General features: G+C 60.7%; 22 protein-coding genes, 1 other RNA gene and 1 riboswitch. Of the genes, 9 read left to right on the top strand and 14 right to left on the bottom strand.

The window, feature by feature from the left end:
• Positions 1-121: 121 nt before the first annotated feature.
• Both rnpB and rsmI read right to left on the bottom strand, forming a co-directional pair.
• Positions 122-474, bottom strand: an RNA gene (rnpB, locus tag AB4O05_RS09565) — RNase P RNA component class A.
• 95 nt (positions 475-569) lie between these two features.
• On the bottom strand, positions 570-1,475 hold the full coding sequence (gene rsmI, locus AB4O05_RS09560) for a 16S rRNA (cytidine(1402)-2'-O)-methyltransferase (protein WP_460131398.1): 906 nt from the start codon (positions 1,473-1,475) through the stop codon (positions 570-572).
• A 176-nt stretch (positions 1,476-1,651) separates the two neighbouring features.
• Here rsmI and AB4O05_RS09555 point away from each other — a divergent pair, with 176 nt between their 5' ends.
• The 4 genes from AB4O05_RS09555 to AB4O05_RS09540 all read left to right on the top strand — a co-directional run bounded on the left by AB4O05_RS09555 (position 1,652) and on the right by AB4O05_RS09540 (position 5,098).
• Positions 1,652-3,463 carry a penicillin-binding protein activator gene (locus AB4O05_RS09555; protein WP_460131400.1) on the top strand — a complete coding sequence of 604 codons (1,812 nt, stop codon included), beginning with the start codon at positions 1,652-1,654 and terminating at the stop codon, positions 3,461-3,463.
• Entirely contained in the window at positions 3,463-3,834 is a 372-nt protein-coding gene (locus tag AB4O05_RS09550) for a YraN family protein (protein WP_460164866.1), read from the top strand. The genes AB4O05_RS09555 and AB4O05_RS09550 overlap by 1 nt, the downstream gene beginning before the upstream one ends.
• A gap of 92 nt (positions 3,835-3,926) precedes the next feature.
• Positions 3,927-4,520 carry a phosphoheptose isomerase gene (locus AB4O05_RS09545; protein WP_007904374.1) on the top strand — a complete coding sequence of 198 codons (594 nt, stop codon included), beginning with the start codon at positions 3,927-3,929 and terminating at the stop codon, positions 4,518-4,520.
• Positions 4,517-5,098, top strand: a complete 582-nt coding sequence (locus AB4O05_RS09540) for a BON domain-containing protein (RefSeq protein ID WP_460131402.1) — start codon at positions 4,517-4,519, stop codon at positions 5,096-5,098. The genes AB4O05_RS09545 and AB4O05_RS09540 overlap by 4 nt, the downstream gene beginning before the upstream one ends.
• A 68-nt stretch (positions 5,099-5,166) precedes the next feature.
• Here the strand turns inward: AB4O05_RS09540 and AB4O05_RS09535 are convergent, their stop codons facing one another.
• The 7 genes from AB4O05_RS09535 to AB4O05_RS09505 all read right to left on the bottom strand — a co-directional run bounded on the left by AB4O05_RS09535 (position 5,167) and on the right by AB4O05_RS09505 (position 15,896).
• Entirely contained in the window at positions 5,167-5,937 is a 771-nt protein-coding gene (locus AB4O05_RS09535) for an OmpA family protein (protein ID WP_460131403.1), read from the bottom strand.
• A gap of 219 nt (positions 5,938-6,156) precedes the next feature.
• A complete protein-coding gene (locus tag AB4O05_RS09530) occupies positions 6,157-6,801 on the bottom strand; it encodes an MBL fold metallo-hydrolase (RefSeq protein ID WP_460131404.1) in 645 nt (214 codons plus the stop codon).
• 92 nt (positions 6,802-6,893) lie between these two features.
• On the bottom strand, positions 6,894-9,623 hold the full coding sequence (locus tag AB4O05_RS09525; RefSeq protein WP_460131405.1) for a LuxR C-terminal-related transcriptional regulator: 2,730 nt from the start codon (positions 9,621-9,623) through the stop codon (positions 6,894-6,896).
• Between the two features lie 224 nt (positions 9,624-9,847).
• A complete protein-coding gene (locus AB4O05_RS09520; protein WP_460131406.1) occupies positions 9,848-11,212 on the bottom strand; it encodes a DUF1329 domain-containing protein in 1,365 nt (454 codons plus the stop codon).
• A gap of 44 nt (positions 11,213-11,256) precedes the next feature.
• On the bottom strand, positions 11,257-13,119 hold the full coding sequence (locus AB4O05_RS09515; protein ID WP_460131408.1) for a DUF1302 domain-containing protein: 1,863 nt from the start codon (positions 13,117-13,119) through the stop codon (positions 11,257-11,259).
• Between the two features lie 330 nt (positions 13,120-13,449).
• Positions 13,450-15,132 carry a fatty acid--CoA ligase gene (locus tag AB4O05_RS09510; RefSeq protein WP_460131409.1) on the bottom strand — a complete coding sequence of 561 codons (1,683 nt, stop codon included), beginning with the start codon at positions 15,130-15,132 and terminating at the stop codon, positions 13,450-13,452.
• A gap of 131 nt (positions 15,133-15,263) precedes the next feature.
• Entirely contained in the window at positions 15,264-15,896 is a 633-nt protein-coding gene (locus tag AB4O05_RS09505) for a LysE family translocator (protein ID WP_460131410.1), read from the bottom strand.
• A gap of 83 nt (positions 15,897-15,979) precedes the next feature.
• Here AB4O05_RS09505 and AB4O05_RS09500 point away from each other — a divergent pair, with 83 nt between their 5' ends.
• From AB4O05_RS09500 to AB4O05_RS09490, 3 genes are all read left to right on the top strand, one after another.
• Positions 15,980-16,945: a 2-hydroxyacid dehydrogenase gene (locus tag AB4O05_RS09500; RefSeq protein WP_460131412.1), complete on the top strand. Its 966-nt coding sequence runs from the start codon at positions 15,980-15,982 to the stop codon at positions 16,943-16,945.
• A gap of 30 nt (positions 16,946-16,975) precedes the next feature.
• Positions 16,976-17,974 carry a methyltransferase gene (locus tag AB4O05_RS09495; RefSeq protein WP_460131414.1) on the top strand — a complete coding sequence of 333 codons (999 nt, stop codon included), beginning with the start codon at positions 16,976-16,978 and terminating at the stop codon, positions 17,972-17,974.
• A 50-nt stretch (positions 17,975-18,024) separates the two neighbouring features.
• A riboswitch (yybP-ykoY riboswitch) is annotated at positions 18,025-18,146 on the top strand.
• Positions 18,147-18,234: 88 nt separating this feature from the next.
• Positions 18,235-18,819 carry a TMEM165/GDT1 family protein gene (locus AB4O05_RS09490; protein WP_005784895.1) on the top strand — a complete coding sequence of 195 codons (585 nt, stop codon included), beginning with the start codon at positions 18,235-18,237 and terminating at the stop codon, positions 18,817-18,819.
• Between the two features lie 129 nt (positions 18,820-18,948).
• Here AB4O05_RS09490 and AB4O05_RS09485 read toward each other — a convergent pair whose 3' ends face one another.
• From AB4O05_RS09485 to AB4O05_RS09470, 4 genes are all read right to left on the bottom strand, one after another.
• Positions 18,949-19,767, bottom strand: coding sequence for a M48 family metallopeptidase (locus AB4O05_RS09485; protein ID WP_460131415.1), 819 nt, complete (start codon positions 19,765-19,767; stop codon positions 18,949-18,951).
• Between the two features lie 128 nt (positions 19,768-19,895).
• The gene (locus AB4O05_RS09480; protein WP_460131417.1) at positions 19,896-20,516 is read right to left on the bottom strand and encodes an SOS response-associated peptidase; all 621 of its coding nucleotides are present in this window, start codon (positions 20,514-20,516) and stop codon (positions 19,896-19,898) included.
• A gap of 36 nt (positions 20,517-20,552) precedes the next feature.
• On the bottom strand, positions 20,553-20,813 hold the full coding sequence (locus AB4O05_RS09475; RefSeq protein WP_460131418.1) for a putative signal transducing protein: 261 nt from the start codon (positions 20,811-20,813) through the stop codon (positions 20,553-20,555).
• Between the two features lie 11 nt (positions 20,814-20,824).
• Positions 20,825-21,007, bottom strand: a complete 183-nt coding sequence (locus AB4O05_RS09470) for a CPXCG motif-containing cysteine-rich protein (protein WP_460131420.1) — start codon at positions 21,005-21,007, stop codon at positions 20,825-20,827.
• 133 nt (positions 21,008-21,140) lie between these two features.
• On the opposite strand from AB4O05_RS09470, the gene AB4O05_RS09465 reads away from it, so the two are divergent.
• Positions 21,141-22,304 carry a 1-acyl-sn-glycerol-3-phosphate acyltransferase gene (locus tag AB4O05_RS09465; RefSeq protein WP_460131421.1) on the top strand — a complete coding sequence of 388 codons (1,164 nt, stop codon included), beginning with the start codon at positions 21,141-21,143 and terminating at the stop codon, positions 22,302-22,304.
• 60 nt (positions 22,305-22,364) lie between these two features.
• On the opposite strand, the gene AB4O05_RS09460 is transcribed toward AB4O05_RS09465, so the two are convergent.
• Entirely contained in the window at positions 22,365-22,622 is a 258-nt protein-coding gene (locus tag AB4O05_RS09460; RefSeq protein ID WP_460131422.1) for a hypothetical protein, read from the bottom strand.
• Between the two features lie 172 nt (positions 22,623-22,794).
• On the opposite strand from AB4O05_RS09460, the gene AB4O05_RS09455 reads away from it, so the two are divergent.
• Entirely contained in the window at positions 22,795-23,004 is a 210-nt protein-coding gene (locus tag AB4O05_RS09455) for a hypothetical protein (RefSeq protein WP_078731597.1), read from the top strand.
• Positions 23,005-23,018 lie beyond the last annotated feature (14 nt).

Genomic DNA, 23,018 nt, shown 5'->3' with positions numbered 1-23,018 from the left:
GTAATTTATTAAGAGTAAGATTTTTTTGGTATTACGAAGATGCATCTGCCAATGATTTGGCAGGGAGGGATTCTTGCGTTACTACCGGGTTTCTGTCCGAGATTCGAACAGAAGGAAAAAGGTGGAGAGTCGATCTGTAAGCCGGGTTCTGTCTTGAACAGTCATTCGTCTACGATGGCCATCACTGGACATCTTTAGCAACCTACCCGGTCCCAGCGCGGGCCACGCCTTGGGACCCTATTTGGTCTTGCTCCAAGTGGGGTTTACCTAGCCACGAACTGTTGCCAGACGTGCGGTGCGCTCTTACCGCACCTTTTCACCCTTACCGGCACCGAAGTGCTTAGGCGGTTATTTTCTGTGGCACTTTCCGTAGGCTCACGCCTCCCAGGCATTACCTGGCACTTCGCCCTATGGAGCCCGGACTTTCCTCCCCCCCTAATTTTCATAGAGGGCAGCGACTGTCCAATCGACTCTCCGCCGCGCAGGTTAACGGCACGACGGCTTCAGGACAAGTATTAAAAGCACAGCGTGCCATCATGTTCGGACCGAATATCGGTTTGGGCTCGGAACTATTCGGCTTTCTGTTTATCCAGCGCAACTTGATACAGTACGTTCTTGCGCACGCCGGTAATTTCCGCGGCCAGGGCCGCCGCGCGCTTGAGCGGCATCTCCTTGAGCAACAGGTCCAGCACGCGCATGGCTTCGCTGCCGAGCGCATCTTCAGCCTCGGGCGCCGTCCAGCCCGCCACGAGCACCACGCATTCGCCACGCTGCTGGTTACTGTCACTCTCGACGAACGCACGCAGCTCTGCCAGCGGCAGGCCCTTGAGAGTCTCGAAGGTTTTGGTCAATTCACGGGCCAACAGCGCCAGGCGCTCGCCGCCGAACACCAGCTCCATGTCCTGCAGGCATTCCAGGATGCGGTGCGGGGCTTCGTAAAAGATCAGGGTACGAGGCTCTTCCTTGACTGCCTGCAGGCGCGCGCGCCGCCCCACCGCCTTGGCCGGCAGGAAACCCTCGAAAATAAAGCGGTCCGAGGGCAAGCCCGCCGCCGACAATGCCGCAATCAACGCGCACGCCCCCGGAACAGGCACTACATTGATACCAGCGGCCCGCGCCTGGCGAACCAGGTGATAACCCGGATCGGAGATCAACGGTGTGCCCGCATCGGAAATCAACGCCACATCGTCGCCCGCCAGCAAGCGAACGATAAAGCGACTGCCTTCCTCCCGCTCGTTATGCTCATGACAGGCGGCTAATGGCGTGCTGATACCAAAATGCTGCATCAATCGTTGGGAATGCCGCGTGTCTTCTGCCGCGATCAATTTAACCTCGCGCAACACTTTCAGTGCACGAGCACTGATGTCGTCCAGGTTGCCAATGGGCGTCGCCACGACAAAAAGCGAGCCTGCAGTGGAATTCAAAGGACCTGGAGCAGTCAAAACGCACACCTCGATGGTTGGCAAAAGCCACATTGTAGCGCGTAGGCGCCTTTAAAATATGCCATCACGGCCGATGCCTTTTCAGTCGTTGCTGACCTGCTGCAACATTTGCACGACCTAAATCGACGGTTTCACGCCAGTAACATCGCGCCTGGGCCAGTGCTTGGGTACACTTCCACGCTAATTTGATCGGTATCAGGAACACTTACATGATCGCTTGCCTGCGGCTGCTCTCCGCCCTCTGCCTCGCTGCCTTACTGGCCGCCTGCGCCAGCTCGCCCTCGTCCAGCCTTGGCGACCTTCCTCGGACCCCTGACGCCAGTATCGAGCAACTGCTCGAACAGGCCACCACCGCCAAGACGCCAGAAAAGGCCGCTTTACTGCGCCTGAGTGCGGCCGACATGGCCTACAAACAGAACAATCCTGGCCGTTCGTCGCAGATTCTTGCGCAGGTTCCCCTGGATGCCCTCAAGCCGGCCGCGCAGGTATTCGCCAGCACCCTGGCCGCCGAACTGGCCATGACGCGCAATCAGCCCAAGGCTGCATTGGCCGCGTTGAATCACCCAAGCCTGCAGAACCTCAAGGACCTGCCGCCGGAACAGCAGATCCGCACCGGCAGCGTGCATGCCCGTGCTTATGAAGCCGATGGCCAGACGCTGGCCGCGGCTCGCGAACGGGTCGCCATGGCCCCCCTGCTGACCGGCGATGCCGCCAAAAGCAACCACGAAGCCATCTGGACCTTGATTGCCGCCCTGCCTGCCGAACAACTGCAGGCCAGCGGCAACCCGATTCTGGACGGCTGGATCACCTTGGCCCAGTCGGTCAAGGGCGCCGGTACGCTGGAGCAACAACAAGCGGCGATCGACACCTGGCGCGCGCAGAACCCGGCCCACCCCGCGGCGCTGCAACTGCCAACCCCGCTGGTCAAGCTCAAGGAGCTGGCGAGCCAACCGCTGAACAAGATCGCCCTGCTGCTGCCACAGGAAGGTCCGCTGGCCTCCGTCGGCAAGGCGTTGCGTGAAGGTTTCATGGCGGCCCACTACCAGGCGGAACAAGCCGGTCAGAAGCCGCCGGTGATCGAGTTCTATGACAGCTCGCGCCTGAGCTCCATTGATGATTTCTACGCCAAGGCCCAGGCAGCCGGTGTGCAACTGGTGGTCGGCCCGCTGGAGAAGCCGCTGGTCAAACAGCTCAGCGCACGCCCGCAATTGCCTATCACCACCCTGGCGCTGAACTACAGCGAGACCGATCAAGGCCCGGCGCAACTGTTCCAGTTCGGCCTGGCGGCAGAAGATGAAGCTCGCGAAGTGTCGCGTCGCGCCCGTGCCGATGGCCTGCATCGCGCCGCAGCGATGGTGCCGCGTGGCGAATGGGGTGAGCGCGTCTACAAGGCGTTCCGCCAGGATTGGGAAGCCCACGGCGGTACGGTCGTCGGTGTCGAGTACGTCGACCAGCCGGTGGCCCTGGCCCAGCAGATCGCCGACCTGTTCCAACTGCGTAAAAGCGAAGGGCGCGCCAAAAGCCTGCAAAGCACAGTCGGCACCGACGTAGCGGCACAGCCCTCGCGTCGCCAGGACATCGAGTTCATCTTCCTGGCCGTCACGCCGCAACTGGCCCAGCAGATCAAGCCGACCCTGAACTTCCAATACGCCGGTGATGTGCCGGTGTACGCCACGTCCCATGTGTTCAGCGCCAGCGGCGACAAGAACCAGTACCTGGACATGACCAACGTGATGTTCTGCGAAACCCCTTGGCTGCTCAACACCACCGACCCGTTGCGCAACCAGGTTGCCGCACAATGGCCGCAAGCCAATGGCAGCCTCGGTCGCCTGTATGCGATGGGCGTCGATGCCTACCGCCTGGCGCCACGCCTGGGCCAGCTCAAGGCACTGCCAGACACCCGGATTGACGGTCTGTCGGGCAACCTGGGCATCAGCGCCAACCAGCGCGTTGATCGCCAGATGCCATGGGCGAAGTTTGTCGGTGGCGAGGTCCAACGTCTGCCGGACACCCCGCGCTGATGCCCGAGCGGTCCAGCGCACAAAGCGGCAAGGATGCCGAACTTCAAGCTCTGAACTACCTGCAACAACAGGGTCTGCGCCTTCTGGCGCAGAACTGGTTGTGTAAACGCGGCGAGCTTGATCTGGTCATGCTTGACGGCGATACAGTAGTATTCGTCGAAGTACGCTACAGAAAACACGCACAATGGGGGGGAGCGCTCGCCAGTATCGACGGGCGCAAGCGTCAGAAGCTGATACTCGCCGCGCAGTTTTTCCTGCAAAAGGAGCATCGCTGGGCCGACGCCCCCTGCCGTTTCGATGTGGTTGCCATGGAAAGCACCCCGTCAGGCAAAGCTGATCTGAGCTGGCTCAAAGATGCCTTCGACAGCTGATTCGCCGGACATCTTCACCCTACACTTTTGCTCTTTGCTTTGCGGGCTGCACATTCCTGTGCCAAACAGCCGCGCTACTTAAGGTCACACAGATGGACATGCAATCCCGAATTCGCCAGCTTTTCCAGGCCAGCATCGACACCAAGCAACAGGCGATGGACGTACTTGCACCGCACATCGAGCAAGCCAGTCAGGTCATGGTCAATGCCTTGCTCAACGAAGGCAAAATGCTTTCGTGCGGCAACGGCGGTTCGGCCGGCGATGCCCAGCATTTTTCCTCCGAGCTGCTCAACCGCTTCGAGCGTGAGCGCCCGAGCCTGCCGGCTATCGCCTTGACCACCGATTCGTCGACGATCACCTCGATCGCCAACGACTACAGCTACAACGAAATCTTCTCCAAGCAAATCCGCGCCCTGGGCCAACCGGGCGATGTACTGCTGGCGATTTCCACCAGCGGCAACTCGGCGAATATTATTCAAGCGATCCAGGCCGCACATGATCGCGAAATGATTGTCGTAGCATTGACCGGACGCGATGGCGGCGGCATGGCCTCGCTGTTGCTGCCTGAAGACGTGGAGATTCGCGTCCCGGCCAATGTCACCGCACGTATTCAGGAAGTCCACCTGCTGGCGATCCACTGCCTGTGCGATCTGATCGACAGCCAACTGTTTGGGAGTGAAGAATGACCGTTAACCGCATCAGCCTTTTGGCCATTACGCTGTGTCTTGCCATCAGCGGCTGCAGCACGGCAATCACCGCGACGCGTGACACCCCTATTCAGGATGACAAGGGCACCCGCACCTTCGGCAGCAAGATTGACGATTCGCTGATCGAAACCAAAGTTGAGGTCAATATCGCCAAGGCCGCCCCGGACCTGGGTAACGGTGCCTCGCGTATCGTCGTGACCAGCTTCAACGGCGTGGTACTGCTCGCCGGCCAAACGCCACGTGCCGACCTCAAGGCCCAGGCCGAACAAGCCGCCTCGACTGTGCAGCGGGTCAAGAAAGTCCACAATGAACTGCAAGTCATGGACCCGATCACCCTGCTGGCGATCAGCAACGATGCCTTGCTGACCACCAAGATCAAGGCGCAGATGCTCACCGATAACGCCATCCCCGGCTCGCGGATCAAAGTCATCACCGACAACGGTATTGTCTACCTGATGGGTCTGCTGACCCAGGCAGAAGCCACCCGTGCCGCCAACCTGGTACAGGGCGTATCCGGCGTGCAAAAAATCGTGAAGGTGTTCGAATACATCGACTGATGTAACCGACGACCACAAAAAAGGGCGCCGTGCATTGACTGCACGGCGCCCTTTTTTGTGGCCAGCGTTTATTGGTACTGCTGGTATGGGTTGCCTTGGAACTGGTTGTTCTGCTGTGGCGCTTGCTGCTGAGCAGGCTGGCCGTACTGTTGGCCGGGGATCGGCCCCAGGTTGACCTCTACGCGACGGTTCTGCGCACGGCCATTGACGTCGGCGTTGCTGGCAATCGGGTTATCCGGGCCGGCACCGCGCGCGCTCAGGTTGGCTGGGCTGACGCCTTGGGAAGTCAGGTAGTTGGCCACGCTCTGCGCGCGACGCTGGGACAGGTCCATGTTCAGTTGGCGGCTGCCGGTGCTGTCGGTGTAGCCGACGATCTGGATGGTGTTCTGGTTGAACTGCTTGAGGGAGTTGGCCAGGTTGTTCAGCGGCGTGTAGAAGCTGCTGGCGATTGCGTCAGAGTTGGTGGCGAAGGTGATGTTGCCCGGCATGATCAACTTGATCTGGTCGCCCTGGCGCTGAACTTCAACCCCGGTATTGGCCATGCTTTCGCGTAGCTTCTTTTCCTGCTGGTCGGCGTAGTAGCCGTAGCCTGCCGCACCTGCGCCCGCCACCACGGCACCGATCAACGCGCCCTTGCCACGGTTGTTGTGGTCGATGGCGGCACCTGCCAGCGCGCCCGCCAGGGCACCCAGGCCACCGTACTTGGCGGTTTTGCTCATACCGCCGGATTCATTACTCGCCTGCCCCTGGCTGCCGCCATCATAAGGATTAGGTGAAGCGCAGCCGGACAACAAGGCTACGGCGGTAGCGATAACAAGCAGACGACGCGGAGTGAACATGAAGGAAGCTCCTACTTTTGCATTCTGAGATGCAAAGGACATTGGCAATGGACCTGTGCGGAGTTTGGAACGCGACAAATGGTAAAAATTCCGTCGCCACTCGCCCACCTGTAACAAAAGGTTGGCCAGCATCTCCGCTAGAGAAACCGTAGCAGACACAGGCTGAACGCGGCCTGCGTTTTTGCTACAACGAGTAAACAACGCCCGCCAACTATTGCCTCACGCCCGAACAAACGGGTTCTCACGCATCTCGTCCCCCAGGCGCGTGTCTGGTCCGTGGCCGGCCACCACGGTTGCGTCCTCGTCCAGCGTATACAGCCGTTGCTTGATCGAACGCACAATTGTCGCCTGGTCGCCGCCCCACAAATCGGTACGCCCCACGCCACGTCGAAACAGCGTGTCCCCGGCGATCAGCAGTTTGGCATCGGCAAACCAGAAGCTCATCGACCCCGGCGTGTGCCCCGGCGTATGCAGCGCCACACCGCAACCGCAGGCTAACTCCTCATCATCGGCCAGCCAGCGGTCCGGCGACGGCACCGGGGTATAAGGCACACGAAACATCTGGCACTGCATTTCCAGGTTGTCCCAGAGAAACTGGTCGTCCTTGTGCAAATGCAACGTAGCACCGGTTTTCTCTTTCAACTGGCCTGACGCCAGGAAGTGATCGAGGTGGGCGTGGGTATGGATGATGCTGACCACCTTCAAGCCCAAGGCGTCGAGGCGTGCCAGGATCATTTCATGATTGCCGCCTGGGTCGACCACGATGGCTTTTTTGGTGATGGGATCGCCGATGATGGTGCAATTGCATTGCAGGGGCCCGACGGGGAAGGTTTCGCGGATGAGCGCGGTTTTTGTGGGTTCCATGGACGACTCTCTGGTGCAATTCAAACAGCGCTTTCGAGTGACTATCACTCGAGTCATTGCACTATTAAAACAGAAGGGAAGCGCTTCGCGCGTCAGCCGATCAACCTCAACTCCTGCGCCCGCGCCACTGCCTGGGTGCGTCGCTCCACGCCGAGCTTACTGTTGATATGGCTGGCGTGAGTCTTGACCGTGTGCAGGGAGATAAACAACCGATTGCTGATCTCCTGGTTGGAGCAGCCTTGGGCGATCAGTTGCAGGACTGCCAGTTCGCGCACGCTCAGGGTTTCGTGGTTAAGCGAGGTGTCGACTGCCGCAACCTCCGGCAGCAGTGCCAACAGGCTTTGATTCAGCAGGCCATGGGGGTCTTTGCCCAACTGCTCGCGCATCCAGTCCGGGTAGCTTTCCAGCAAGCGTTGGAACGGCTGCAACGCCCCTCCAGCGCCAGCTTCAAGAGCGCGGGCCAATACAGGTCGGGCTTCGGCTTCCTGGCCGCAGTCGAGCAGCAACTGTGCCTGCTGGGTCAGTGCCATCAGGGCAATCATCTGGCGCCCGCTGTCATGGGCGTGTTGCACCAGTGCTTCGAGCCGTTGCAGTGCCGCGTCTGGCTGATGGCGGACGGCATCGAGTGCGGCCTGTTGCAGGCCGACATGTTGTGGCAGGTGCGGGTGGAACTCCGGCGCGGCGGCGGCCTGTTCGCCGTTGTAGGTTTGCCCCAGCCGCGTCAGCCAGGCATCCGCCAGGTCGGTGCGACCCTGGGCCAGCCACAGCTCGCATTTGATCAGGGTAATCATCGCCAGGTAGTAGATCGGCGGCACATCCCAGATATGCATCAAGCGCTCGGCCTCGGCCAGTTCGGCAAAGGCCTTGGGGAAATCGCCGCGCCGCCCTTCGAAGCTGGCGATCACGCAATGGCCGATCAGCACACTGATGTCACGACAGGCGCGGGCTTCGGCCAGCCCCGCACGCAGGTGCGCGATACCGGCCTCAGGCTGGTTGCGCACCAACAGCAAATAACCTTCGTAGAGCGACAGGCGAGCGCGCACCGCATACAAGCGCTGCGGCGCCAGGCCATGCAAACGCTCCAGGCCCTGGCGGACCTCATCCAGGGAACGCAGGATTTCGCCGCGCGCCTGCAATACCCGCGCGCGGTCGTAATGGGCCAGCGCCTCGAACAACGGGTTGCCGACGCGCTGCGCCAACTCCAGGGACTCGCGGTTCAAGCCACGGGCGCGCCACATATCACCATCGGCGATGGCCAGGTTGGACAGCGTCGACAGGCACACCAGGCGCTGGCCGTAGCGCCGCTGCGGCAGGCTCTCCAACGCTTCGCCGCAATAGCGTTGGGTCAGTTCACGATCACCTCGGCCACGGGCAATGATCCCGCTGAGGGCCAGCCACTGGGCCAGCATCGAGCGCTGCGCGGTGGCCGAGGGCGCCGGCAGGAAGCGGCTGAGGTAGGCGGACAGTTCTTCCGCCGCATCCAGCTGGCAGGCCAGCCCCAGTGCCCAGCTGTACAGCACGATCAAACGCGGCGTGCTGATCAGCAGGCTGTCGGGCAAGTCCATTTTCCAACGCAGCAGCATGCCGACGTTCTGCTCGGCCAGCAGTTGCTCTTCGGACAGGTTCTGCACCAGGTTGGCCGCCACGTCGAGGTGGCCTGCGCGCAACGCCTGCTCGACCGCCTCGTCGATCAAGCCCTGGGCATTGAACCAGCGGCAAGCGCGCAGATGCAGGCTGGCGGCCGGCAATACGTTGCTGCTCTCGCGGCGGGTGCGCAGCAGGTCTGAGAACAAATGGTGATAACGGTACCAGTGGCCCTGCTCGTCCAACGGCACAAGGAACACCTGATGGGCTTGCAGGTAACGCAGGATGTCGGCGCTGTCATGGGCTTCGCGCACGACATCGCACAGTTCGCTGCAAAAGCGCTCCAGGGGAGCAGTGTCGAACAGGAACCCCTGCACGTCGGCCGGCAGGCAGTCGATCACTTCTTCGAGCAGATAGTCGCGGATCAGCCCTTCGCCGCCATTCAGGCTTTGTGGCAAGGCCCCTTCGCTGCCGGCTTCGGACGCAGCCAGCAACCAGAAACGCAGACCGGCCACCCAACCTTCGCTGCGGCGGACCAGATTGTCGAGGGCCTCGCCCTGCAAGGAGCTGCTGTGGCGATCCAGCACCGCCAGGGACTCGGCGTGGGTCAGGCGCAGGTCTTGTTCGTGCAACTCCAGCAAGCCCCGCGACAGGCGCAGACGCGCCAGATGCCAGTCCGGGCGCTGGCGACTGGTCACCAGCAGCACCAGGCCATCGGGCAAATGGTTGAGGAAAAACTGCAGGCAACGGTCCAGCACCGGGCCCTGGGCCAGGTGATAGTCATCCAGCACCAGCAACAGCGGCGCGCGGGTGGTCAAGTGCACCGTCAGCTCATCGAGCAGGCCATCGAGCCATTCTTCAAAGGCAAAGGGTTGGTGACGCTGGCGCATTTTCAGCAGGCCCAGGGATTGGGCGCCGAGTTGCGGGAAGTACTGCTGCAACCCTTCGAGCAGACGCTCGAGAAAACGCCCGGGGTCGTTGTCCCGCGGGCTCAGGCCCAGCCACAGGCTTTGCCAGTGGGCCGGCAGGCCCTGGCAGAATTCCACCGCCAACGAACTCTTGCCAAAGCCCGCCGGAGCGCTGACCAGCAACAGTCGCCCTTCCAGCCCGGCACCCAGCCGTTCGCACAAGCGGGGTCGCGGCACATAGCCGTCGGGCAGCGGAGGCCTGTAGAAGCGACCTTCCAGGGTCGGGATTACCGCACTGGCAGGCCCTTGGATTCGGGACAGATCAGTCATCGCCGGGCTCTTGTAGAAGGCTGTTGTCGGCATTGCAGATGTCCGCAGACTAGCGGTAAAAGCGGCGGCTTTGTAGATCTTTGCAACATTTGCCTGGAAAAGAACTGCGACAAGAAATGTGAGAGGGGGCTTGTCCCCGATGGCGGCGGATCAGTCAACCTCTGCATTGACTGATCCGCCGCCATCGGGAGCAAGCCCCTCCCCCAGTGGATTGCTAGCGTGGCTTAGCGAACACCGCTCTGGCGCAGGGCCGCCGGGGAGAAATCGGCGGTGGTAGACGTGAACCCGAATTCATAGGCACGCTTCTCTTCGTTCTTCATGCCCAGGGCCAGGTAGCGACCCGATTGCAGGTCATACAGGGTTTCCAGGGCATACCACGGTACTTGCTTGTCGTAGTAGTTCTCGGAGTGGGCTTCGGCGACGCGCCACAGTTGGCCACGGCCGTCGTAGTGGTCGATCACGGCGGCTTGCCAGGTGTCTTCGTCAATGTAGAAGTCACGTTTGGCATAGATATGACGCTGGCCTTCCTTCAAGGTGGCGACCACATGCCACACGCGGCGCAACTCATAACGCGCCAGGTCCTGGTTGATATGGCCGGCCTTGATGATGTCGGCGTACTTGAGCTTGGGATCGTCGATCTTGTAGCTGTTGGAGGCGATGTACATCTCTTTCTTGCCTTCCAGTTTCCAGTCGTAGCGATCCGGTGCGCCGTTGTACATGTCAAGGTTGTCGGACGTACGCAGGCCGTCAGCAGCGGTACCCGGCCCGTCATAGGACACTTGCGGCGCCCGGCGTACGCGGCGCTGGCCGGCGTTGTAGACCCACGCCGAACGCGGCTCCTTCACCTGGTCCAGGGTTTCGTGCACCAGCAGCACACCACCGGCCAGACGTGCTGGCGCGGTCACTTCCTGCTTGAAGTAGAACAACACGTTGCCCGGGTTCTTCGGATCGAAATCCTTCATCTTGTCGCGGAACACGAACTGATCCTGGAAGTACACCAGGCTGTAGGAGCCATTGGTCTGCGGGGTGGCCTGGGTGACCAGGCGCGTCACGCTGCCGCCACGATAGCGGGTGATGTGGTTCCAGATCACCTCGACGCCGCTTTTCGGGATCGGGAACGGTACCGCCGTTTCGAAGTTTTCCAGGCCATTGCCACCGGACACCAGATTGGTGCTGGTGGCGTTTTTCTTGATGGCCGCGAACACCTCCGCCGGCACGGTAGCGCCGCGATGCGTCGGGTAGACCGGCATCTTGAAGGTTTCCGGGTAGCGCTTGAACATCGCGTACTGCCCCGGCGCCAGCTTGTCCTTGTACTGCTCGACGTTCTGCGCGGTGATGGTGAACTGTGGTTGCTCACTGGCGTAGGGGTTGGCCAGGAAACCACGGGCGTCGACCGCGCCGGCGTTGGTGGGCAGCGGTGTCCATTTAGGGATAGTGCCCGCCGCGTTACCGGCCATTTCGGCGCCCATCGGGGTAAGCGTCGTGCCCAGCTTGGCGGCTTCATCCGCCGACACTGCCGCCATGACGTTGCTCGCCAGGATCGACAGCCCAAGCACACTCACTTGCAACAGACTTTTGGTTATTTTCATGTTCTTGCTCTTCCTGAAATGCATGCAACTTGAAAAGAGTGTGCTTAGAAGTTGGCACCGAAGCTCAACGCGACGAAGTCGCGGTCAGACGAGGTGTTGAAATCGCCACCAAAGAAGTTGGTGTACGCCAGGCTCGCCGTGTAGGTGTTCTGATATTCGGCGTCCAACCCCAGGCTCACGGCTTTGCGACCCTCTTCAAAGTTGCCGCCAGGGCCTGGCGAGTAACCTTTGACGTCATGCGACCACGCCACGTTAGGCTTGAGGTTGACGCCGGCGAACACATCCGGGTATTCCCAGATCGCACGTGCGCGGTAGCCCCATGAGGTGGAAGTGGTGAAGCCATCGTTGTTGCAGTTGGTGTTGAGGTTGGCCGCATTGGCCAGCCCCCCGCCTTGAGCGGTGGAGTTGTTGAGTGCGGTACAGAAACCACCAGGCAATTGGCCCGGACCGAACACTGGATCGCGGCCATAACGCGCCTCGGACCTACTCTCCAGACCACCGACGTGGGTCACGCCGATTTCACCAACGGTGGTCAAACGGCTAGCGCCCATGACTTGATCGAAGAAGTGCGTAAAGGTGGTTTGGAACTGGGTGATTTCCTTACGGTTGTAGCCGTGCAAGTCCTGACCCGGAGATCCCTTCAACACAGACGCATTGCTGAAGGGCGGAAGAGGTGTGACACCGGCGTAAAGAATGTCTGTCGTGCTCAGTTGTACCGGTGCATTAGGGCGATAGCTCAACTCGCCACTCCATGCGGTCCCCGTTGGCAAGGTGGTAGAGAAGCTCAAGCCATAGAGCCGAATATCCTCCGGATACTCAACGAAATAATTGGAATTGCCCGCGACCACCAACGGCCGCAACTGGCCAGGTACCCCTGGCGTTGCGCCGGTGTAGGCCGATTGGGGGGCGCCCTGGGCACTGAAGATCGGCGCACGACTGTGGTAGTTCATGAAGTAAGCACCGAACTCCGTATCCAGGGGCTCGAAGTTGTAATGGAACGCGACACCGAACTGACCACTGTCGCGCGCATCACGGTCGGGGCCACGACGAACGAGAACACCCTCGTTGTTGACGTCGACACCATTGGCTGCGAGACCAGGCAAAACCGCACCGGGCAAGAACCGACGGCTGTTCAGCACCCTCAGGTTATTGCTGCAACCATCGGAGATAACATCAGGCTGAGAGAAGAACGTCCCGCAGTTGTCCGTGACGGTCTGGTCCCATTCCAATTGATAAAACGCTTCGGCCGACAAGTTATCGGTCAGCGTTTGCGACACATAGAACATGTTGACCGGAATCAAGCCTTCCTTGATCTCAGCCCCCGGACGACGGAATGCGGACACGTCGATCGGGTTGATGGAGTTGATGCCGCCACCGATGAAGGTACTTTCACCCCAGCTCACGACTTGTTTACCGAACCGCACGTTGCCGGGCTGATCGGCAATGGCGTAGTTATGGTAGATAAACGCATCGAGGATCTGCCCGCCGGAAGACTTGGCGCCCTCTTTGCGGTTGTTGTCGCTGATGTCCTTGAACTCACGGCTTTCGTCCTTGAGTTCGAAGTCATACCAATACTTGCCGCGCACAAACACACCGGTATCGCCGTATTTCAGCTCCAGATCGTGAATGCCCTTGAAGATTTTCGAGAACGTTTCGCCACGTTTGAAGTTCAAGTGGCCATCGTCGGAGGTCTGGGATAACCCCTTGCCGCCGTTATTGACACCGATAAGATCGCGGTCGGGCTTGGCTGTACTCCAACTGGCCCCCACAGACAGCGACGAGTCAAAACTCCCTTCGATTTCACCAATGTTGAAACTGACGCCGAATGCGGGCCCGGCGAGCGTAGAGGCGAGACTGACAGCCAGAGGCAATCTTGCCCGGCGCCAGAACTGGTTTACTGAGGTCATCGACGCTACTCCATGTGCATTATTGTTATGGCAGAGAGTTCTTTCTGTGATGCTTGTAACGGCCGGAATACAACGATTCCAATGCCGCCTGGCAACTGAACCTCCATGGCCCGAAGCGACGCATCCTTGAAAAACTCAGGGTGGACTATAGCCAGCGGGGGGTACTGCTTGATCCCTCTAAAGTGTGATTTGCATCACCAACCCGTCTGCCACAGCCCTTTCGCCATATCGGCGAAGGCCGATGCGGAGAGGATGGCTGAAAATCTGCAAATCACAAGTAAAGGCGCGAGATAGAGCATTGCCGTGCCCGGATGGGCACGGCGAGGAGTGTCAGAGGGTGGAGAGAAAGGTGCTGTTGTTGGCCTGCCATTCAATGATGTCAATGCGGATACGTTTTTTGTCGAGTTTTCCTACGCTCGTCTTGGGAATTTCAGTAACAACGGCGATCTGGCTTGGAATTGCCCACTTGCTCAAGTGGCCCAACTCGACAAAAGGCTTGAGGTGTTCCTTGAGCTCGCGGGCCCCTATCACATGGCCATCACGCACCACCAACAGCGCGAATGGGCGCTCGCCCCACTGCGGGTCGGCGATGCCCACTACCGCTACTTCGCGTACCGCCGGGTGACGGCTGACCAGGTCTTCGAGGGCCAGGGATGAGATCCACTCGCCGCCGGTCTTGATCACATCCTTGATGCGGTCGCGAATGTCGATCACGCCGAACGCATCCAGCGTGGCGACATCACCGGTGTGCATCCAGCCACCCGCCCACAACTCGGCGCCCTTCTGCGGCTCGTTGTAATACCCCTCGGTCAACCACGGCGCGCGCAGCACCAACTCGCCCTGGGACTCGCCGTCGGCGGGCAGGAAATTACCCTCAGCGTCCATGATCGCCGCTTCCACCAACGGCCCGGGCACCCCGGCCTTGATGCGGTAGGTGATACGCTCGTCCTCGGTGCCGGCCATCAGCTCTTCGTTGAGGTGAGCGCAGGACACCAGCGGGCCGGTCTCGGACATGCCGTACGCGGCGGTCAGTTGAATCCCACGTGCCTTCGCCGCCTCATACAGCGTGCGGTTGAGGGCGCTGCCACCGATGACGATTTTCCAGCCACCAAAATCGACGCCTTGGGCGGCCTTGGCATTGAGCAGCATCTGCAGGATGGTCGGTACGCAGTGGGAGAACGTGACCTTCTCCTTGCGCCACAACTCCACCAGGAATTCCGGGTCGTAACGGCCGGGGTAAACCTGCTTCAGGCCGAGCATGGTCGCCACATACGGCAGGCCCCAGGCATGCACGTGGAACATCGGCGTGATCGGCATGTACACATCGTTGGTACCGAGCAGGCGCACGCTGTCGACGCTGCCCATGATGGTCGCCACGCCGATGGTGTGCAGCACCAGTTGGCGGTGGGTGAAGTACACGCCCTTGGGGTTGCCGGTGGTGCCGGTGGTGTAGAACGTGGTGGCGACGGAATGCTCGTCGAAGTCCTGGAACTCGTACTTCGGGCTGGCGGCGGCCAGCAGGGTTTCGTACTCGCCCACCAGATTGGGCAACTCGGCGGTCTTCGCGTCGCCGTCGGTCAGCAGCAGGGTCTTGTCGACGGTGGTGAGTTGCCCGGCAATAGCCTGGTAAAGCCCCACGAACTCGCTGTTGACCAGCACAAAGCGGTCCTCGGCGTGGTTCATGGTGTAGAGAATCTGTTCCGGCGACAGGCGCACGTTAATCGTGTGGATCACCGCGCCGATCATTGGGATGGCGAACATGCATTCCAGGTAACGGTGGCTGTCCCAGTCCATCACCGCCACGGTATCACCGGCCTTGACCCCGGCGTCGGTCAGCACATTGGCCAGGCGCGCGACCCGCTCGATCAGGGTCGGGTAGGTGTAGCGCAGTTTGTCGCGGTAGACGATTTCCCGGGTTTTTTCGTAACGGGCGCCGGACATCAACAGGCGTTTGATCAACAGCGGATATTGGTACGCACCTTCGGCGGGCGGGATAACACGGGTCTGCAACATACGAATCCCTTTTATGACTGCACGGTCTTGGCTTGAAGACCTGAACTGTAGAGACCTTATGTTTCAGCCAAATCAGCCAAAGGAATGATTTGCAGAGGGCGGCAAATGCTAGCCTTACGCCAGTACCCGCCTTATTTCATGCTGGTAAACGCCAGCTTCACTCCGATGGCAATCAACACCGCGCCCATGGTGCGATCAAACCAATGCCCCATCCGCGCAAACCCGGCGCGTACACGCTGCTGGCTGAACAACATTGCCACCAGGCAGAACCACAACGCCGTCGCTACCGCCAGGTACACGCCGTAACCGGCCTGGATCGCCAGCGGTGTGTGCGGGTTGATCACCACGGTGAACAGCGAGAGGAAGAACAATGTCGCCTTGGGGTTCAGCCCGTTGGTGACGAAGCCTGCGGTAAACGCACCGCGCGGGGTGCGCTCGCCCGCTTCGCGGTGCAACTCGCCCTCGGGGGCAGGCTTGGCAGGTTTTGCGCGCAGAGCCTTGAAGCCGATATACAGCAGGTAGGCAGCCGCCGCCCATTTCAGCGCGTTGAACAACACGATGGACTGGGACACGATCAGGCCGATGCCCAGCAGCGAGTAACCCACATGCAGGAAAATCGCCGAGCCCACGCCCAGCGCGGTCCAGGTGCCGGCGCGACGGCCGTGGGTCACGCTTTCACGCACCACCACGGCGAAATCCGGGCCGGGGCTGGCCACCGCCAACAGGTGAATAAGGGCTACGGTCAAAAACTCGGCGGCGTACATACTCACTCCATAAGTAACGGATTATTTCATCTGATAGGCTCGGCAGATTACGCCTTCGAACCCTGTCGCAAAAGGTACAGTTGATGACGAACAATCGCCGCGCCGTCTTCCTTGATCACCCCTCCCTGGACCTGGGAGATCTCGACCTCAGCGAGCTGCGCAGCAGCTTCAGCGACTTGCAGTTATTCGAGCAGACCACACCGCAGAATGTGGTCGAGCGCTTGCAGGGGGCACAGGTGGCGATCAGTAACAAAATCCCGCTCAACGCCGAAACCCTGGCGGCCTGCCCGGCGCTCAAGCTGATCCTGGTATCGGCCACCGGCACCAATAACGTCGACCTGGAGGCCGCCCGCGCCCATGGCGTCACCGTGAGTAACTGCCAGGGTTACGGCACGCCGTCGGTGGCGCAGCACACGATCATGCTGCTGCTCAACCTGGCGACGCGCCTGAAAGACTATCAACGTGATGTGGCCGCCGGTAAATGGCAGCAAGCCAAGCAGTTCTGCCTGCTGGACCACCCGATTATCGAACTGGAAGGCAAAACCCTTGGCCTGTTCGGTCATGGCGAGCTGGGCAGTGCCGTGGCGCGCCTGGCCGAAGCCTTTGGCATGCGCGTGCTGCTCGGGGCGATTCCGGGTCGCCCCGCCCGCGCCGATCGCGTGCCGCTGGATGAACTGCTGGCCCAGGTCGACGCAATCACCCTGCACTGCCCGCTCAACGAACACACCCGCGACTTTATCGGCGCCCGCGAGTTGGCGCTGCTCAAGCCCGGCGCGTTGGTGGTCAACACCGCGCGGGGTGGCTTGATCAACGAACAGGCCCTGGCTGACGCCTTGCGCAACGGCCACCTGGGTGGCGCGGCAACGGATGTGCTGAGCGTGGAGCCGCCGGTCAACGGCAACCCGCTGCTGGCTGGCGATATTCCTCGCCTGATCGTCACGCCACACAATGCCTGGGGCAGCCGTGAGGCGCGCCAGCGCATCGTCGGCCAATTGACGGAAAACGCCCGGGGCTTTTTCAGTGGCGCCCCGCTGCGCGTCGTCAGTTGATAAACTGCGCCCCTTTTCGAGGAGCAGACCATGGATCCGCGCAGTGAAGTACTGCTTCGCCAGGCCGAACTTTTTCAAGGCAACCTGCTGTTGGTGGGCTTGCCCGCCGATGACCTGCTGGGGCGCCTGCCCAATGCCCATGGCTGGTGCTGGCATGCCGGCGATCAGGCGGCACTCGACGCACGCTTCCCGGAGCGCAGTCAGTTCGGGGTGAATGTGCCCGAGCGTGGGTTTGATGCGGCGGTGATCTTCCTGCCCAAGTCCAAGGACCTCACCGATTACCTGCTCAACGCCGTGGCCGCGCGCCTGCCAGGCGCCGAGCTGTTTCTGGTGGGCGAGAAAAAAGGCGGTATCGAAAGTGCCGCCAAGCAGATGGCGCCCTTTGGCAAACCACGCAAGCTCGACAGCGCGCGGCATTGCCAACTGTGGCAAATCAGCGTAGCCAATGCCCCGCAAGCGGTTGAACTGGAGAGCCTGGCACAGGTGTTCGACGTACCGCTGGCCGACGGGCCGCTCAAGGTAGTGAGCCTGCCAGGCGTGTTCAGCCACGGTCGCCTGGATCGCGGCACCGAGCTGTTGCTGGAGCACCTGGACAAGCTGCCCAGCGGCCATTTGCTGGACTTCGGTTGCGGCGCCGGCGTGTTGGGGGCAGCGGTTAAACGTCGCTACCCGCACAACACCGTGACGATGCTGGATGTGGACGCCTTCGCCGCCGCCAGCAGCCGCTTGACCCTGGTCGCCAATGGCCTGGAAGCCGACGTGCTGACCGGTGATGGCATCGACGCCGCGCCGATGGGTTTGAATGCGATTCTGAGCAACCCGCCGTTCCATGTCGGCGTACACACGGATTACTTCGCCACCGAGAACCTGCTGCGAAAAGCGGCGAAACACCTGGCAAAAGGTGGCGAACTTCGCCTTGTCGCCAATAGCTTCCTGAAGTACCAGCCGCTGATCGAAGAGCACCTGGGCGTGTGTGCGGTGAAGGCCGAGGGCAATGGGTTTCGCATCTACCGCGCCAAGCGCCCCTGACGCGCGTTTGAAAAAGAAGGCTTGCCGAATGGGTTTGGCCTAGGCAGAATCCGCAGCGTCCTAGGGGAGTAGTCTCCCACGAGCGCCATGCTCGTCCGGCATACGTCAACATACTTGGTCAGCAGACCATGGCGTATGCGACCCAGGAGTCCGCACAGACGGACCGGGGTTTGACAAGACCTATGACACGCACACCTTACCCGGGGCGGGAAGGCTGTACGTGTCATAGCCGTGTCGACCCGCCCCTGGAAACCTACCTGATGCTGGATTCATTGCTCGTTCCTACCGCAATCGTTGCCTTGGCCGAAATCGGCGACAAGACGCAACTGCTCGCGCTCATCCTTGCCGCACGCTTTCGCAAACCCTGGCCGATCATCGCCGGCATCGTCGCCGCGACCCTGGCCAACCATGCGGCCGCGGGTGCCGTGGGCGCCTGGTTTGGCAGCTTCTTCTCGGATGCGGTGCTGCACTGGATCCTCGCGGCAAGCTTTTGCGCCACCGCCCTGTGGACCCTGGTGCCGGACAAGCTCGACGACGACGAAGCCAGTACCACGCGCAAGTTCGGGCCGTTCCTCACCACGCTGATTGCGTTCTTCCTCGCCGAAATCGGTGACAAGACGCAAATCGCCACAGTGATGCTGGCGGCGCAATACCCGGAGCTATGGCTGGTGATTATCGGTACTACGCTGGGCATGTTGATTGCCAACGTACCGGTGGTGCTGGCGGGGAATTTCGCAGCGGAGAAACTGCCGTTGACCCTGATTCGTCGACTGGCGGCAACAGCGTTCTTTGTCCTGGCAATCGTGGCGGTGTACAAGGCCATGCAAAGCAGCGGGTGGATCTAGAGCCAAGAACCAAAAATGTGGGAGCGGGCTTGCTCGCGAATACGGAGTATCAGTCAGCACTGCGTTGACTGAACCACCGCTTTCGCGAGCAAGCCCGCTCCCACATTTAGAGCGTCGCCACCTGAAATATCAGGATTTTTTGGCCTGTTGGTAAAGCGGCATCACCTTCGGAATCGCCGCCTGCAACGAAGCGATTCGGCTGTCGGACGCTGGGTGAGTACTCATGAACTCCGGTGGCGAACCTTCGGAAGCCTTGGCCATCTTGTTCCACAGCGTGATCGCCGCGTTCGGGTTGTAGCCGGCGCGGGCCGCCAGTTCCAGGCCGATCAGGTCGGCTTCGTTTTCATTGCTGCGGCTGTTGGGCAAGGTCATGCCGTAGTTGGCCACGGTGTCGGCCAGTGCCAGGCTGTCCTGGCCCAGGCCGAACAATGCGCCGGCGCCTTGCTTGGCCATTTCGATGCCGTAGGCCTTGGACATGGCCTCACGACCGTGTTCACGCAAGGCGTGGGCGATTTCATGGCCCATCACGGCGGCCAGTTCGTCATCGGTGAGCTTGAGGTTGTCGATCAACGCGCTGTATACGAATATCTTGCCGCCAGGCCCGCAGTTGGCGTTCATCTCGTCGCTCTTGATCAGGTTCACTTCCCACTTCCACTGCGCCGCATCGGGACGGAAGGTGGGCGCCTGGGCGATCAGCCGATTGGCGATAGCCTGCACGCGCTTGGCGTTGGCGCTGGTCTTGTCCACCAGGCCTTTGCCACTGGCTTCGCCCAGGGTCTGCTGGTAGGACTGGGCATACATCTGGTCGACTTCCTGGCTCGACAGCATGCTGAACATGTATTGCTTGCGCTCAACCCCAACGGCACCGCCGCTGGTGGTGTTGACCGACTGACAACCGGCCAGCAGCATCGCCGCCGCCAATACACTTACCACCAATGTTTTCTTCATCAACACTCTCTCCCTGAAAAACGCCCTTGAGACATGGCGCGTATCGTAGGCGCTCATTCGTATCGACGCCAGATACACCAGACATGCAGTCGCTGATTTTCAGATACATCCCACCACCACCTTCAGGCTTAAGCCGGCGTCAGGCACTCCGGCCCGTTAAGCTTGGGATCGTTGACCATATTGGCCAGGACCCGTTCGCGCAACGCGACAGGCTCACTGGCCAGCATGCCTTGCAGCACATGCAGCGGCGTCTCGGGATCGAGCCAGGCCGCCTGCCCCGCCGCATCCAGAATCAATGGCCGGCGCTGACTCTGCGCGGCCTGGGTCACCACCGCCGTACTCAGCCACACTTGTTCCTGCACCGGGTAAGCTTCCCAGATCGCGGCAAAAAACAAGGTGGAGCCCTCCCCCGGCGTCAGCCAGTACGGGCGTTTGCGCTGGGTGCCGCGCCACTCGTAAAACCCATTGGCTGGCAGCAGGCAACGACGCTGGCGGAACGCTTCGCGGAACATCGGTTGCTCGGCCAGGGTTTCGGCACGGGCATGAGCAGGGGTGCGGGAAAGGTCTGTCAGCCAGGGCGGGGTCAGGCCCCAGCGGGCGCGGGCCAGGGTACGTTGCTCGCCGTCCTGGCGCTGGATCAATACCGAATCATTGGGGGAGATGTTCCACTGCGCCTGCTGGTCGGCCGGAAAGCCCGGCAGGGCGGCAAAGGAGGGGTTCCAGCGAAACAGGGCATAACGTCCACACATGGGGCAACATGACTCTTGGGTAAACCGACCGACAGCCTAACAGACCAGCACGTCGGGGAAGCTGTCGGGTTCATCGCCGGGCAAGGGTTGCGCGCCGATGTAGGCGGTGATCAGCTCGCGGGCATCGGCGGCCTGGTCGTTGCCCACCTCCAGCCCCAGCAAGCCGAAAATCGGCAATTCGCCGGTGCCGCCGAGCAAATGGCGGCCCACCAGGTGCGCCTCGATGCCCTCACTGGCGAGCATCTGTTGCAGCAACTCGCCTTCCATCAGGTTTTCCGGTTCGTAGATTCGCTGCATGGGCGTACCTGCTATTCGTTTTCACTGCGGGTTTCGAGCATCCACTCTTCACCATGGACCTGCAGGTCGAAAATGATCGGCCTGCAACACACCTGGCAGTCTTCTATATAGATCTGATCACCACCAGACAAATCCACCGTAGTCTCCACCGTCTCACCACAATAAGGACAATCGTACAGCGCAGTTTCCAGCATCGCAGTCTCCCAGGTGACTTGTGCGTATAATCGCCGGTCTATTTACAGGGTTATCGCACGGCTGAGCCCATTACTCAGGCCGCATCCTGGTATTTCCTCTACTTACCCTAGCCGTTTCTAACAAGAGAGCATGATGGGCGAATTCGATACCATCCGACCTTACAACGACAGCGAAGTCCCGGCAGTGCTGGCCCGACTGTTCAGTGACAAGGCCTTTCTGGACATCCTGACCCACTTTCGTTTCCCGCGCTTTGCCGGCGCCCTGGGCTGGCTGCTCAAGCCGATGATCGCCCGCAAATTACGCCGTGAATTCGCCGGCGTCACTACCGTGGCGACGCTGCAGGACAAAGTCGAGTACTACGTCGACCACACCATTGACCGCGCGACCGACGGCGTGACCTATACCGGTGTCGAGCAGCTCAAGTCCGGCACCGCTTATCTGTTTCTGGCCAACCACCGCGACATCGTGATGGACCCGGCCTTTGTCAACTATGCCGTGTATCACGCCGGCCTGCCGACGCCACGGATCGCCATTGGCGACAACCTGCTGCAAAAACCGTTTGTCAGCGACCTGATGCGCCTGAACAAGAGCTTTATCGTGCACCGCTCGATCACCGGGCGAAAGGAAAAGATGGCGGCCTTCAACCTGCTGTCGGCCTACATCAACCATTCGATCCGCAACGACTGCCAATCGATCTGGATCGCCCAGGCCGAAGGCCGTGCCAAGGATGGCGATGACCGTACCGAGTCGGCGATCCTCAAGATGTTCCACGTCAGCCGCAAGGACGAGCCGTTTGCCGAAGTGATCCAGTCGCTGAACCTGACACCGGTATCCATCAGCTACGAGTACGACCCGTGCGACGCGGCCAAGGCTCGTGAGCTGTATATCCGCGCGACGACCGGCACCTATGTGAAGGCGCAGGGCGAAGATGATGTGAGCATTGCACTGGGTATCACCGGCTACAAAGGCCGCGTGCATATCAACTTCGCACCACCGATCACCGAACGCTTCGAAGACACCAAAGTGCTGGCGGCAGAAATGGACCGGCAGATTCTGGGCGGTTATCGGTTGTTCCCGGTGCACTACCTGGCCTACGCCCAATGGAGTGACGCCGACCCGCAATTACAGGTACCTAAAGCCGACGAACTGTTCCCGGCGGATGAGTTGGCCAAGGCGAAGGCGGAGTGGGAGCGGCGCTTGAATGAATGCCCGGCGGAGCACCGACCCTTCCTGGTGGTGCAATATGCGACGCCGGTGCGCAATCAGTACCGCGTAAAAGCCGGCATACCTTTGTAGAACACCGAACAAGATGTGGGAGCGGGTTTGCCCGCTTCCGCATTCGTTTCGTGGTGTTTTTTAGAGATGGGTGCTGAGCCAGGAGATGGTCAGCGCCAGCCCCATGCAGGCGAACCCGATGCGATACGCCAGACGATGGGCCCGCTCGGTGCGCACGTCCAGAAACAGCATGGGCAGGTCGAAAGCGCGGTCTTTGCTTTGTGCGCTCAGGTCAGCCATCGCGCGTTGCTCGTGCAGGCGGGTAACGGCCAACAACGCCGCGCCCGGGCAGGCCACGGCTAACGCGATAACGTTGATCAAAAGTGCGGGCAGCGCCATCGCAAACCTCAGTGAAACAGTGTGCGGGTATCGGCTCAGATACACACCTGAACGATAGTGGCGTCCAGCACCACCTCCCCTGTACAGCTAATGTATCCAGTAATTTACAACGTCACCTGAACGTCACCTTAACAAGCCACTCTGTTGCCCTTCGAACGTTCGGGAGCTTGTCATGTTGCACGCGCACAACCAGGATCGGCTGTATTTGATCGCCCAAAGCGATGAGCAGGAGGCGCTGATCGGCGGCCTGGCGTTCAACGTGCAGGACCGCCATTGGCTGGTGTACTGCGCCCTTGGCGGGCACCAGCATGCGGACCTGCCGGAGGCCGATCTATTGACGGGAGTGAGCTTACTGGACTTCTGCATCGACACTGCGGCATGAAACTGAAGGCAAAA

The sequence above is a fragment of the Pseudomonas sp. S1_G07 genome, assembly GCF_054668565.1.
The sequence above is the reverse complement of the archived record's forward strand: the minus strand, read 5'-3'. Positions and strand labels throughout refer to the sequence as shown.